At 37.9% G+C, this 13,968-nt stretch carries 13 protein-coding genes and 1 pseudogene; 7 read left to right on the forward strand and 7 right to left on the reverse strand.

All coding sequences use genetic code 11. The annotated features are described in order from the left end of the window. The 6 genes from lepB to acpS all read left to right on the forward strand — a co-directional run bounded on the left by lepB (window position 1) and on the right by acpS (window position 4,687). Entirely contained in the window at window positions 1–972 is a 972-nt protein-coding gene (gene lepB / locus ACYUCW_RS04685) for a signal peptidase I (protein WP_004248458.1), read from the forward strand. Window positions 973–1,167: 195 nt separating this feature from the next. Then, window positions 1,168–1,848: a ribonuclease III gene (rnc, locus tag ACYUCW_RS04690; RefSeq protein WP_004248457.1), complete on the forward strand. Its 681-nt coding sequence runs from the start codon at window positions 1,168–1,170 to the stop codon at window positions 1,846–1,848. Then, window positions 1,845–2,753: a GTPase Era gene (gene era / locus ACYUCW_RS04695; protein ID WP_004243892.1), complete on the forward strand. Its 909-nt coding sequence runs from the start codon at window positions 1,845–1,847 to the stop codon at window positions 2,751–2,753. Before rnc ends, era begins: the two co-directional genes overlap by 4 nt. 12 nt (window positions 2,754–2,765) lie before the next feature. Then, window positions 2,766–3,506 carry a DNA repair protein RecO gene (gene recO / locus ACYUCW_RS04700; RefSeq protein ID WP_004248456.1) on the forward strand — a complete coding sequence of 247 codons (741 nt, stop codon included), beginning with the start codon at window positions 2,766–2,768 and terminating at the stop codon, window positions 3,504–3,506. 69 nt (window positions 3,507–3,575) lie between these two features. Further along, a complete protein-coding gene (gene pdxJ, locus ACYUCW_RS04705) occupies window positions 3,576–4,307 on the forward strand; it encodes a pyridoxine 5'-phosphate synthase (protein ID WP_004243888.1) in 732 nt (243 codons plus the stop codon). Beyond that, window positions 4,307–4,687 carry a holo-ACP synthase gene (acpS, locus tag ACYUCW_RS04710; RefSeq protein WP_004243887.1) on the forward strand — a complete coding sequence of 127 codons (381 nt, stop codon included), beginning with the start codon at window positions 4,307–4,309 and terminating at the stop codon, window positions 4,685–4,687. Before pdxJ ends, acpS begins: the two co-directional genes overlap by 1 nt. A 29-nt stretch (window positions 4,688–4,716) precedes the next feature. Here the strand turns inward: acpS and ACYUCW_RS04715 are convergent, their stop codons facing one another. Next, on the reverse strand, window positions 4,717–4,977 hold the full coding sequence (locus ACYUCW_RS04715; protein ID WP_004243886.1) for a YfhL family 4Fe-4S dicluster ferredoxin: 261 nt from the start codon (window positions 4,975–4,977) through the stop codon (window positions 4,717–4,719). Window positions 4,978–5,289: 312 nt separating this feature from the next. On the opposite strand from ACYUCW_RS04715, the gene tadA reads away from it, so the two are divergent. Further along, a complete protein-coding gene (gene tadA / locus ACYUCW_RS04720; protein WP_004243882.1) occupies window positions 5,290–5,820 on the forward strand; it encodes a tRNA adenosine(34) deaminase TadA in 531 nt (176 codons plus the stop codon). 19 nt (window positions 5,821–5,839) lie between these two features. On the opposite strand, the gene ACYUCW_RS04725 is transcribed toward tadA, so the two are convergent. The 6 genes and pseudogenes from ACYUCW_RS04725 to mltF form a co-directional block, all read right to left on the reverse strand. Further along, window positions 5,840–6,388 carry a fimbrial protein gene (locus tag ACYUCW_RS04725; protein ID WP_004243880.1) on the reverse strand — a complete coding sequence of 183 codons (549 nt, stop codon included), beginning with the start codon at window positions 6,386–6,388 and terminating at the stop codon, window positions 5,840–5,842. Next, window positions 6,388–7,461 (reverse strand): fimbrial protein, encoded by a 1,074-nt coding sequence (locus tag ACYUCW_RS04730; protein WP_036905319.1) that lies wholly within the window; start codon window positions 7,459–7,461, stop codon window positions 6,388–6,390. Before ACYUCW_RS04730 ends, ACYUCW_RS04725 begins: the two co-directional genes overlap by 1 nt. Before the next feature lie 25 nt (window positions 7,462–7,486). Continuing rightward, the gene (locus tag ACYUCW_RS04735; RefSeq protein ID WP_036970969.1) at window positions 7,487–8,251 is read right to left on the reverse strand and encodes a fimbrial biogenesis chaperone; all 765 of its coding nucleotides are present in this window, start codon (window positions 8,249–8,251) and stop codon (window positions 7,487–7,489) included. 31 nt (window positions 8,252–8,282) lie between these two features. After that, a pseudogene (locus ACYUCW_RS04740) lies at window positions 8,283–10,768 on the reverse strand (fimbria/pilus outer membrane usher protein). Window positions 10,769–10,942: 174 nt separating this feature from the next. Next, a complete protein-coding gene (locus ACYUCW_RS04745) occupies window positions 10,943–11,497 on the reverse strand; it encodes a fimbrial protein (protein ID WP_004248449.1) in 555 nt (184 codons plus the stop codon). A gap of 832 nt (window positions 11,498–12,329) precedes the next feature. After that, complete coding sequence (gene mltF, locus ACYUCW_RS04750) at window positions 12,330–13,799, reverse strand: membrane-bound lytic murein transglycosylase MltF (protein ID WP_049207644.1); 1,470 nt, start codon at window positions 13,797–13,799, stop codon at window positions 12,330–12,332. Between the last annotated feature and the right edge of the window lie 169 nt (window positions 13,800–13,968).

The raw sequence follows: 13,968 nt of genomic DNA on the forward strand, positions 1-13,968 counted from the left end.
ATGGCTAGCACGTTTGCCTTGATCCTAACGTTGGCAACGCTAATTACGGGTATTTTTTGGTGTATAGATCGTTTTAAATTAAAGCCAGCCCGCAAAGCGAAGTTAAAACGTTTACAAGAGTTAACGCAGGGAAGTGAGGATCAGCAAGAGTTAGCAAAATCGATTAATAAACCAAGCTGGGCAGAGACATTAGGCTCTCTGTTTCCTGTATTGGCGATTGTATTGATTTTGCGTTCCTTTGTGTATGAGCCGTTTCAGATCCCATCTCGTTCGATGATGCCGACTTTATTAGTCGGTGATTTCATCTTGGTTGAAAAATTTGCTTATGGATTAAAAGATCCTATTACACAAACAACCTTGATTAGTACGGGTAAACCTAAACGTGGTGATATTGCGGTATTTAAATACCCACGTGATCCATCAACTGACTTTATTAAACGGGTGATTGGTTTACCGGGGGATAAAATAGTGTATGACATGACGTCGAAGAAATTACACATTTACCCAAATTGTAATAAAGCAATATGTGATGATGAAATAGCGGTAACCTATGGTACAGCGTATCCTAGTGAATGGACATTACTGTTACAAAGTGTACCTGGTGGTCAACGTATTAGCGGTATGAAATCGATTCCGATTGAAGAGCCAATTTCTACAGCTACGCAATTTCGCCAAGAAGAGAGAATTGAAACGATTGGTGATGTCTCTCATCGTATTATGACTATTCCGGGAGATGTTACTGTACCTGAATTTATTCAACCGGGATTACCTCAAGGTACGTGGATTGTCCCTGAAGGTCAGTATTTTATGATGGGTGATAACCGTGATGGTAGTTCAGATAGTCGTTTCTGGGGCTTTGTGCCTGAGCAAAACTTAGTCGGTAAAGCGACAACGATTTGGATGAGCTTCGAGAAACAAGAAAATGAATGGCCTACAGGTGTTCGTTTCAGCCGTATTGGTGGCATTAAGTAATTTTTAACAAAATAGCTACAGCATTCCTTTCTATCTCAGTGTAGAATATGCCACTTCTTTAAACATGATTGGCTCCTGTATAAACAGGAGCCAGTGCAAACGCAACAGTTCTGTTATTCAACCCGATAATATCTCGTTGTTTTTAAACAGGTTTGTTGCGTGTGCTTCAAATTAAGTAATGGAAATTGATCGCACATGAATACTCTATTAGTTAACCAGTTACAAAAAAAACTGGGTTATACTTTTAAACAAAACGAATTACTTTTACAGGCACTTACTCACCGTAGTGCAAGTAGTAAACATAATGAACGCTTAGAATTTTTAGGTGATTCAATTCTAAGTTATGTCATTGCTAATGCGCTTTACCATCGTTTCCCTCGTGTCGATGAAGGGGATATGAGCCGGATGCGTGCAACCTTAGTGCGAGGTAATACCCTCGCTGAACTAGCACGTGAATTTGAACTCGGTGAATGTTTACGGTTAGGGCCGGGAGAATTAAAAAGCGGTGGTTTTCGTCGCGAATCTATTTTGGCCGACACAGTAGAAGCGTTAATTGGTGCTATTTTTCTTGATAGTGATATTCAAAATATCGAAAATATCATCTTAAAATGGTATGAGAATCGCTTGGCTGAAATCAGTCCGGGTGATAAGCAAAAAGATCCTAAAACTCGCTTGCAAGAATATTTGCAAGGACGTCATTTACCACTACCTTCTTATGTTGTTGTACAAGTACGTGGTGAAGCTCATGACCAAGAGTTTACGATCCATTGTCAGATAAGCGGTATCGACCAACCTGTTAAAGGGATGGGTACAAGCCGTCGTAAAGCCGAACAAGCCGCTGCTGAACAGGCATTAATACAATTGGAGCTTGAATGAGCGAAGAACAAACCTATTGCGGATTTATTGCGATAGTCGGTCGCCCTAATGTAGGGAAATCAACATTACTGAACCAATTATTGGGGCAGAAAGTTTCTATTACTTCACGTAAGCCACAAACCACCCGTCACCGTATCATGGGTATTGATACTGATGGTGCATATCAGGCTATTTACGTGGATACCCCAGGCTTGCATATTGAAGAAAAGCGAGCCATTAACCGTTTAATGAACCGTGCAGCAAGTAGCTCTATTGGTGATGTTGAACTGGTTATTTTCGTTGTCGAAGGAACCAATTGGACGCCTGATGACGAAATGGTATTAAACAAATTAAAATCACTACGTTGTCCTGTGCTATTAGCGATTAATAAAGTTGATAACGTTACAGATAAAACCAAGTTACTGCCACATATTGGTTTTTTAAGTCAACAAATGGATTTTCTAGATGTAGTGCCGATTAGTGCTGAAAAAGGCATGAATGTCGATACTATTGCTAAAATAGTGCGTAACTGTTTACCTGAAGCCATTCATCATTTCCCAGAAGATTATATTACTGATCGCTCTCAACGTTTTATGGCGTCAGAAATTATTCGTGAAAAATTGATGCGCTTTTTAGGTGAAGAATTACCTTATTCTGTGACGGTTGAAATTGAACAATTTGTTACTAACGATCGCGGTGGATATGATATTCACGGTTTGATTCTGGTTGAACGTGAAGGCCAGAAGAAAATGGTGATTGGTAATAAAGGCGCTAAAATCAAAAAAATCGGTACGGAAGCCCGCATGGATATGGAAGATTTATTTGAAAACAAAGTTCATCTTGAGCTTTGGGTGAAAGTAAAAGCGGGTTGGGCGGATGATGAACGTGCTTTACGTAGCCTTGGCTATGTGGACGATTTAAAATAGTAGGTTACTGAAGTGGAAGGCTGGCAACGTGCATTTGTTATCCATGCTCGGCCTTACAGTGAAACGAGTTTATTGCTCGATTTTTTCACTGAGAATGAAGGGCGAGTGCGCATATTGTCAAAAGGTGCGCGCGGCCGTCGCTCTCCTTTAAAAGGAGCACTTCAACCTTTTACTCCCTTGCTCATTCGTTGGAGTGGGCGAGGTGAGATAAAAACCCTCCGTGATGCTGAGCCTATCTCTTTAGCATTACCATTAACAGGCACAGTACTTTACAGTGGTCTGTATCTTAATGAATTACTTTCTCGTGTTTTGGAAAATGGCACATCATATAGCACGCTTTTTTTCGAATACTTATCTTGTTTGCAAATCCTTGCTGCCAGTGAAACCACGCCAGAAGCTGCTCTAAGGCGCTTTGAATTAGCGTTATTAACGCAATTGGGTTATGGCCTAGACTTTTTGCATTGTGCAGGAAGTGGTGAACCTGTTTCTGATACCATGACTTATCGATACCGAGAAGAAAAAGGCTTTATTGCCAGTTTGGTGGTTGATCACTATAGTTTTACTGGATTGGAATTAAAATCGCTGGCAAAACGAGAATTTCCTACGGCTGGCACATTGAAAGCAGCAAAAAGGTTTACACGAATGGCCTTGAAACCTTATTTAGGTGGAAAACCATTAAAAAGTAGAGAGCTGTTTCGGCAATTTGCTATTAAAAAGTGTGCGAAAAAAAGCGTATTGATAGAGGATAAATAATATTGTCTTTTTCTTCTCTATGGAATGTGTAAACTAAGGTAATACAACGTTATTTTTCAGGAGAAGAGCATGTCTGATATTCTACTTGGCGTTAATATTGACCATATTGCAACCCTACGTAATGCCCGTGGTACAACTTATCCCGATCCGGTTCAAGCGGCATTTATTGCGGAACAAGCGGGTGCTGATGGGATCACTATTCATTTACGTGAAGACAGACGTCATATTACCGATCGTGATTTAATGCTGATCAGCCAAACGGTTCAAACAAGATTAAATTTAGAAATGGCGGTAACAGAAGAGATGATTGAGATTGCTTGCCAAACTCAACCTGACTTTTGTTGTTTAGTGCCTGAAAAACGCCAAGAAGTGACCACAGAAGGTGGTTTAGACGTGGTGGGTAATGAAGAGAAAGTGGCTGATGCGATTAAACGTTTGTCATTAGCGGGGATTAAAGTCTCTTTATTTATTGATCCTGACCATGAGCAAATTAATGCAGCAGATCGTGTCGGCGCACCTTTTATTGAAATTCATACCGGTGCTTATGCTGACGCTGAAGATGAACAGGCTCAAGAGAAGGAGTTTGTTCGCATTCGTGATGCGGTAACCTATGCAGCGTCTAAAGGTTTAAAAGTCAATGCAGGTCATGGTTTGCATTATCATAATGTACAACGTATTGCTGCATTACCTGAACTTTATGAACTCAATATTGGTCATGCGATTATTGGTCGAGCGGTATTTAGTGGGCTTGCACCAGCCGTTGAAGAAATGAAACGCCTAATGAGAGAAGCGCGTCGCTAATGGCTATTGTTGGTATAGGTATGGATATCGTTGAGATATCACGTATTGAAGAGATAATAGGGCGTTCAGGAGAACGCCTCGCGCGACGTATTCTTACTGATAATGAATGGATTATATATCAATCACATAAACAACCCGTTCGTTTTTTAGCTAAACGATTTGCGGTAAAAGAAGCCGCAGCCAAAGCATTAGGTACAGGCATTCGCTTAGGATTGGCATTTAACCATTTTGAAGTCGCTAATGATGAATTAGGTAAACCAACATTGCACTTTTTAGCTGTGGCAAAAGAGATGGCGCAAAAAGCGGGAATAAATGCTATTCACGTGACACTGGCTGATGAGCAACGTTACGCCTGTGCAACCGTTATTTTAGAAAAATAACGCTTAAATTTATTCCCGATTGCGTTTGCTTAGATTTTGTCAGCGTGGTGGATCAGTACAAACTTTTCCCATAATTCATCTTGCGATTCAGTATGAGCAGGATCGATGATAATTGTATTCGTGATAGGGCATACCGACTGACAAGTCGGTTTATCATAATGTCCTACACATTCAGTGCAAAGATCAGGATTGATTTCATAAATATCATTCCCCATTGAAATGGCATCGTTAGGACATTCGGGTTCGCACATATCGCAGTTGATGCATTTCTTCGTAATTAGTAAAGCCATATCAGTCACTTAATATATAAATTATTAAATTACAGTAACTTATATCTTGCACTTATATGTTACTTTTAGTTTATTGGTTGTATTTTTACTGCAAATTGACAGTGTTACTACAAATAATAGAGCACTGCCACACAAAATAAATACACAATTATATACAAAAGAGTGTGAGATTATCATATACGTGAAAGATTCTAAATATATTGATGTTGCAGAGGGGAATATCTTTTACAACATTTCACACGCTAATATCTTTAGTTATCAATCTAAAACAGGCTACAATACCGCGCTGTATAATAATGAAGAGATGTTCTTGTGAATAAAATTAAAGATGATATTTATTGGATGCATAAAGCGATTGAGCAGGCACATAAAGCACAACAACTCGGTGAAATTCCTGTAGGAGCCGTGTTAGTCGCTGATAATAAAATCATTGCTAAAGGTTGGAATCACTCCATTATTGATAATGATCCTACTGCACATGCGGAAATTATGGCATTGCGTAAAGGTGGGAAACATCTACAGAATTATCGCCTACTTGACGCCACATTATATATCACGTTAGAGCCTTGCGTTATGTGCGCTGGAGCAATTGTACATAGTCGTGTAAAAAGAGTGGTCTATGGTGCATCTGATCTAAAAACAGGTGCCGCAGGCTCATTTATTGATATTTTGCAACATCCCGGAATGAACCATAAAGTTGAAATAACATCGGGTGTTTTAGGTGAGGAGTGCGCACAACTCTTGAGCCAGTTTTTTAAGATGAGAAGGGCTGAAAAAAAACTACTGAAACAACAGCAACGTTTAATTACTCAAGGTTTAATCATACAAGAGAAAGCCAAATAGCATCTATTTGGCTTAATTGTTATTGGTAATTGAGTGTATAGGTTGCTTGTGCTTGAAATGGTCCTGTGAGTATCGTTTGATTTTGAATAGCTGATGATGTTGCTTCAACATAGGCCATAAAATCAAATTGTACTCGTTTATTATTAAGCTGTTGAGGAGCACTTGGTTTTTTTAATTCAATAATATTATGTGCCTTGTCGGTAAAAGCGATGCCAATACTTTTCGGATCTTCTGAGCCACTCCCAGTAACGGCTATATGATTGGGCATTGTTGAATGCGCTTGACCATCTAATGTGATAGTGACACTTTTATAAATATCTTGGCTACAATTTTCTAAACTGATACTAAAAGCAACGGGGTTGCTTTTTTGTAGTGAATAGAGATCTTTTGCAGATATTTGTTTGAAATCAATAACTTTATTTTCATCTCCCGCAACAATCGTACAGCCATGTGCAACAACAACACCTTTAAATTCCATCTCTCCACCAATAATATCAGTGGCAGCAAAAGTGTTCGGAGAGAGCAATAACAAGCAAGTTATAGCTGACTTTATTATGCTGTTTTTCATTACATAAACTCCGCAATGAGTGTCGCATGAGCTGAAAACTCACCTTCAGTAATTTTACTGCCCGCTTTGGCGATGGGGGCTGCACTTACTTCCCAATTTCCGTTGAAATTATTGAGTTTGCCAACCGAGAAATATTGGTTAGGTGGGATAATCGTACCTGACTTATCTCTTAAGACGATACCTAAGTTACTTCTATCTACAGAGCCTGTTGTACCAAGGTAGTTAGAATCAAAACTCGCAATACCTGAGCTACCAGTCTGAACTTTAAACATTATTCTGCTATTAGGATCGGTAAAACTTCCCCCTTCGCATTTGATGGGGATGTTGCGAGTAATTTTGTAGTTTTGCCCATTGAGATAATCAGAGGTATTTCCCACATTACCAAAGTCAAAGGTAATTGGTGAACCATTATTAAAGATACATTTATCTTTAGTGGTAATGATCCCCGAGGTGATCACTAATTTAGAAATGGGCTCTGAACCATAGGTTTTTGGCGCACCGCTGTGACTTACCATGGCATACATTTGTGCAAGAGATTGCCCATTAAGACTGACACCATTAATAATGGGTTTTCTTAAACGGAAGGTGAGTTGTCCGCTACTTCCCGAGGAAATATGCGGTTTAGGTGAAGAGGGGACTCTGCAACCTTGTAGATTATTTCTATTATTAGGTATGTCAGAAAAGGGCACTGTGGGTAAAGGATTAGGCCCCCAAATTTCAAAATTAATTTTGATATCAACATACTCATTTAATTGATAAAAGTTATTACCAACAGGGGGTAAATCAGTGGTTGCTTTAAAATAGGTTAATGCACGATCATAGATACGTGAGTTAGGACAATATACTGTCCCATCATAGCGATCAGGCAACGAAAACTTTACTGTTGCTAATTCTCCCGCTTTGTTATTAGGAAAGGTGGTGTGATCTAATACTGCATAGAAAATATTAGGGCCACCATTGGTTCTCACTTCACCTTGTAAATAAGCAATTGCGTGCAATGGCATTAAAGAAACAATGCCGGCACAAAATAGCATTACTGATTTGGAATGAATGTTTTTTTTATTGAGGATCATTTTATTCCTACCGGCATCAAGTTTATTAATATTTAGGTTGTTGATCTTTAGGGGCTACTTTGCAGCTATCTTGCTGACATACAAATTTGAGCTCTGGGTGTCCACCGTAATCATTTACATACATCATATAAAACTGATTAACGTTACTGGTTTTTACTGGTATATCCAGTGAAGCTTTTGGCGCAACCATTAATCCTGGGAAGGTGGTTAATTTATCGCTATCCTCACCATTTAATTTATTAGAAAGTGAGATAATCGTGATGTAATAAGGGGTTGGATTATTAACAATAAATTTATTACCTTGTTTTTTAAACACCAGTTGATCTTGCCAAACCATTCCCGGTTTTTCAGGTACTATGGCACTAGGGCGATAGAATAATTTAATGCGTGACTGCATCGCCATCTGTAATACGTTGGCTTGTTTTGGTGCGGGTGGGATTTCACGCACATTTAAATAAAACAGTGATTCTCTATCTTGAGGTAATAGCCCAACTTCAGCTGTTTTTGTAATGCGAACTACGCCTTTTTGAGCACCATCAAGGCGTTGTAACGGTGGAAGTGCCACTAAGGGTGAAGAGATCTTCTGCCCATTTTCATTTTCAACCCAAGATTGCGCTAAAAAAGGAATATCAGGGCTGGTATTTTTTAAATTAACACTGGCTGAGTTTTCATTACCCGTTAATACAATACGAGTTCTATCTAGTGAAACACCCGCTTGTGTTGGATTCACTAGACTCAGTGCCAGCAAAGAGCCACAAAATAGTGTTTTTAGTGTGCTGAATGAGTTCATGTTAATTATCTCTCATTATTAATTTTATTTGTTAACGATCCTGACAAACGAGCGATTGATGTTTTAAGGGATCTGTTATTTCCGCGGGAATGGTAATTGAACATTGTGTTTTACCGTTCCAAATTACATTTAATGATTCATTAAGGTTAACACCCGCAATATAAACAAGGCCTTCTTCCATCACCATACCAATACTTTCCCCTTTTTGATTGGTGACTTCCGCACCAAAAGGAGGGTATTTATCATCAGTTGTCTGTAAGACAGCCATTAAGCGTTCACCTTGACGAACCGGAAATTGGTAATAACCAATGGCACCTTCTGTTAAGGTTGTTGAAGCAATGGCTTTACGTGTTTCAATATCTTGATCCATCTTATCGACGTCAATACGTGCATCAACATTGTTATAACTTGTTAAGTCGGTTAGTACGCCAATGCCGAAGCGGTTCGTAGTCGTGCTTTGCCATTAAAGGGCACCCCTGCAACACCATCAGTATCCACCATTATTCTTGCGGTGCTAGAGGTCATACTGCTACTGTGTAATGCAGCGCCATAACGAGTAGCAGTAAAACCGCCTTTTATCGTTGCGCCCACTGCTAAGTAATTATCTTGTTGATAGCTTGCATTGGCATTGATTTCTGCATACTGAGAACGATGTTGATAATAACCATCGGTATTGGCTTTCTTATCCGAACTTAAGCCTGCTCTTATGCGCCATAAATTATTATAATCGCGATTATCAGCATAAGAGGCCATTTGTGTCACTTTGCCATTGTTATCTTGCAAGTTATAACCAATATTGCGACCACTTCCTAATGGTAGTGAAATATTAAAAGAGAGCGTATCGTCAGTATTCCCTTTATATTGGGTACGAAATGCTGACAAGTTGGTATTGATTTGCTCAATCCCCATAATGGAAAAATTACGACTTACTGTGACACCATACTGCTCTTGAGTATTTTTATCCCAGTAATTTTGGTGGCGATAAGAGAGATAGAGGGTGGTCGATTTCTCTGCATCATCTGCCCAAAAAGTTTTATTACCGGTAATGGTGTACATTTCTTTTTCATAGCCATTATTATTGATGCCGTTATAACGCTCATCAATATACTGAGAAAAAGAGCGAAATGTTTTTTCTGAGAAACGATAACCTGCAAAAGTAATGGTACTGTGGTACTCATCAAAAGTTTTTGCATAGTTTAGTTTAAAAGACATCCCATTGATTTTTTCATTATCATAGGTTTTGCTATAAGACTGTGTAATATCACCAGAAAGGGTACCAAAACGTCCCATATCATGGCCGATACCTAAAGACCATGCGTTATAATCTTTAGCGGTAAGTAAAGCACCACCATAGAGAGACCATGTATTATTCATTCCCCATGAAAAATCCCCTTGATAGAAAATAGGGCCTTGCATTTTATGGTTGTTCACGGATGACTGTCCCAGTGAGGTATTAAAACGCACAGATCCTGGGCGAGTCATATAAGGCAAATTAGCGGTTTGCACTTGAAATTCGTTAATCTTACCATTTTGCTCTTCAACTCTAACATCGAGTTGACCCTGTACGGTATTTTGTAGATGGTTAATCACGAAAGGGCCAGCAGGTACGGTTGTCTCATAAATTAAACGTCCATTTTGAGTTACCGTCACTTTTGCATTGGTATTGGCGATGCCATGGATTTCAGGTGCATAGCCTTGGAGAGAAGGGGGTAACATTCTCTCATCGCTTTGTAAATTGGCTCCTGTAAAACGGAAACTATCAAAAATTTGAGAGTTTAAATAAGTTTCCCCCACCGTTAATTTAGCGGCGAGATCAGGTAATGGCTTATAGGCGTAAATTTGGTTCCAATCAAAACGATTGTTAGACGAATATTCAGAAGAATAATTGCCTTGATATTCAGCTCGTAAACGCCATTCACCCAAGTTTAATCCCGCTTGACCATAACCAGTTAACGTATTGTTATTATTGCCTTTATTAGGGCGAGTTGACGTTCCTGTTAGTGTATAATCAAAAATAAGCCCAGAGACCCCGCTATCCCAAAGCTCCGGAGGAGTCCAATCAGATTCTTCATATTTCATTAATGAGCGCGGTAACGTGATATCAAGTACACCACCATCATTTTTAATCGAGATACCGGGTAATTGGCTAATATCAAAACAATCTGGTGATATTTGTTTGATATATTTTTGGTTTTCTTGGTTGATTGTTAACTTTTTTAAAAGAGTAGGGTCGATACAAGCCACGGAATGATTATCTGCTACTTCAATATAATTAATATTTTGGCGAGGAAAGTCGCGACCATTTAGACGAATATCTAAATAGTACATACCCGGAATGATATAATTTGAGGTAGAAAAACGTGAAAGGTCGACATTATCGCGATCTTCCGCGTCTAGCATATGAATGTTAAATTCCACAGAATCGTCCTGCTCTGCTTGTGAGAAAAACGCCAAGCTTAATAGCAAAGTCGCACAAATGGTCTTCCATATTGTGTGGGGTGAATAAGGAATTAACATGAATAAACGCCTAATTATTATATTAAATAAAAAGTAATTAAATAATAAATATTTATTTAATTACTTTTCATTTTTATTAAATTGAAGTGTTTTATTGAATTTAACGCAGAGGAAATCCTCTGCGTTTTCGCAGTAATTACTTATTTATTAATTTAGATATTTAAATCAATATGATTACTGGTAATCAACTTGGAAGTTGATAACGGCTTGGAATTCACCTGGCGTTACTTTAGCGTCAGCTGATTCAGCTTGAACATAAGCAACGAATGGGATTTTAGATACACCGTTAATTAATTGTACTGGTGTAGTTGCAGTATTCCATTTAACTGCTTTACTACCCGCATCCATTAAGCCAATACCTGCGCCAGATGCGTTACCAGAAACAAAAGAGGCTAAATCTTTATTTACAGCGTTAACAACACTTGGTGTATAGCTAACTGTGGCAGTTTTCGCTACAGTTGTATCACAGTCTTGTAATTCAATATCTTTTTTGATATTTCCTGCTTTTTGCTGATTTGCTAATGCAGAAGTTGGAATTTCACTGAAATCAACAATTACAGGGCTTGAAGATGCTGCTAATCCACATGCTGAATTAACAATTTCACCTTTTAATTGAATTTCGCCTTTAGTTGAACTTACTTTTGGTGCAGGCGTTTCATTTTCAGCTGTAGCAACAGAATTAATACCAAATACTAAAGCCGCAGCCAAAGCAATTTTACTCAGTTTCATTATAGATGATCCCTTGAAGGTAGTACGTATTATTATTGACTAAAAATAAAAATAGTATTGATGTCCAAATGTAAAAATTGATGTACATTACATTTTTCATCAAGTCGGATAATGACTGGTTTATATGATATCAGTAAAAATACTATCAGTGATATAAGATTTTGTTAGTTTGTGCAATTTTCATATTTTAATCTATAAATTCCTTTTTAATAGTTTTTTATATAGAAATATTCTCTTTATTACTCCTAATACGGGTAAAAAAGTTTATATGGCAGAGAAATTTAATAGATATGATTATTAACATTATATTAACGTTATAAACTATGCTGTTATTAACATAACTTTAAAAAAATTAATAAAACTAATAATAAAATATAATAAAGTATATTTTTCAGTTATTTATAAGCTTTGCTTGTAACTATAAAGTTAATTTTCATAGATAAATAAGATTTTTGTAAGAAATTAATAACAAAATGAATAGTAAATAGTGAGATAATGATTAAGTATTTATATTAATATTTTCTTATATATAACCTATTCCAATGTACTAAAAATAGCCTTATTGGTTGTTTTTAAGTCAAATTACTCATTCTGTGAGTGGTTTTAGATTAATTTGTTATTTTTTTTAACATGAGTAATTTAACTATTTTTAATAAAAAAAGTATTAAAATAGTAACATTTTTTATCAAGTTCGCAGTAAAACCCGTCCTTCAAGAGGGGGAGGATACCAAGTTATAGCACGGCATAGAGAGGATTATGCTGCTAAAATTGTGGTTAGATGAATAAAAAACGAGGGTAGTAAGCCCCTAAAAAGAGGCTATATAATTGACAACTAAGATGAAGAGGGGGAGCCTACGGAGCGAGGCGGTAATAAAGCAGTATTGGCTGAATCGTCTTTTTCGTCTTTTGATAGGATCTTATTTTTACTCTCTTTTGCTTGTAGGTATCCCTCTAAACTGAGTTGATAGCGACGAATATTTTCAACATAACGATAAGCTTCATGTCCTCTCGCATAACCATAGGGAAGATCTAAATAGTATTTCTTTTGGCTGAGCAAAGGTAACCGCGCTTTTACATCTAACCAGCTATTAGGATTGGCGCCTTGCTGTTCGGTTAGCTTTCTTGCATCTAACATATGACCATATCCCATGTTATAAGCGGCAAGTGCAAACCAGATTTTTTCATCATCAGGGATAGTATCTGGTAGGCGAGAAAGAAGATGTTTTAAATATTGCGCACCTCCTTTGATACTTTCTTCGGGATCTAACCTATCTGTTATACCCATACTTGATGCAGTTGGACGTGTTAGCATCATTAAGCCTCTTACACCTGTCGGTGACGTGGCATGGGGATCCCAATGTGATTCTTGCCAAGCCATTGCTGCTAATAAACGCCAATCAAAAGTCTCGGCATATTTTTCAAACAGAGGTTGATAATTAGGTAATATTGAGTCAATGGCGGTAATAAAAGAGAGTGTATCAAAGTAGTCAAATGAACCAACATGACCAAAATACTTCTCTTCTAGTCTTGCGAGCACATCGTCTTGGGAAAGTTGATTGAAGTAATCCAACATGGCTGCATACAGACTATTATCATCTTGATTTGGTAAATACCACGTTAATGGACGACTTTCCGTCACCTCAAAAGCGACTGCAACATTAGGGTGAATGCGTTGTTGTACCGCGACGCTGATTGAATCGGCCAGTACATAAGTTATTTTACCTTCAGATAACTCTTCAAGTAGCTGTGACGTCGTTTTAGTCTCTGATTCTTCCCATTCGAGTTCAGGATATTGCGTTTCTTTTAATGTTTTTAATAAGCTGGCATGAGCTGAACCGGCTGCGACGACAAGGCGCCCATTAAGCTCATCAAAACGACGAGGCCTCAATGTGCCTTTACGATAGATCAGTTGTTGAGAAACTGAGAAATAGGCTGGCCCACTTCGTGTCGTATCTAGCCTTTCTTTATTATAAATTAATCCAGCGGCAATAAAGTCTGCTTTATTATTCTCCAGATCATCAAAGAGTTGGTTGATATTCGTCCGCATATTAACGACAAGTTTCACGCCAAGATAATCAGCAAAGCGTTTCACTAATTCATAATCGAAACCTACGGGGTCCTTTTTATCATTTATCGTTATCAGTGGTGAAGGGATAGTACTCACTCTAAGCTCACCACGAGATAAAATCTTATTTATCTGCGCTTTTTGCCTGTCAGGCCAAGTAATATTCAGTGCAATAATCGCAGCTGAAAATAGCGCTATGATAACGATAACGAAATAGTTAATCCTTATATTGTTCAATAGGTTGGTTCTCGTTAACGTTGTTTTTTATTGTGTGTAAAGTAGTCATTTAAACATGGATAAATTTCCAGTAATCGACCATTTTGCTCAACATTTTGCTAAGACGCAACTTGATTACACCAATTAATGATGAAAACACGCTAAGTTAAATGCTGTTATTTTGTTCACG

This window comes from Proteus sp. MB838, from assembly GCF_054767435.1.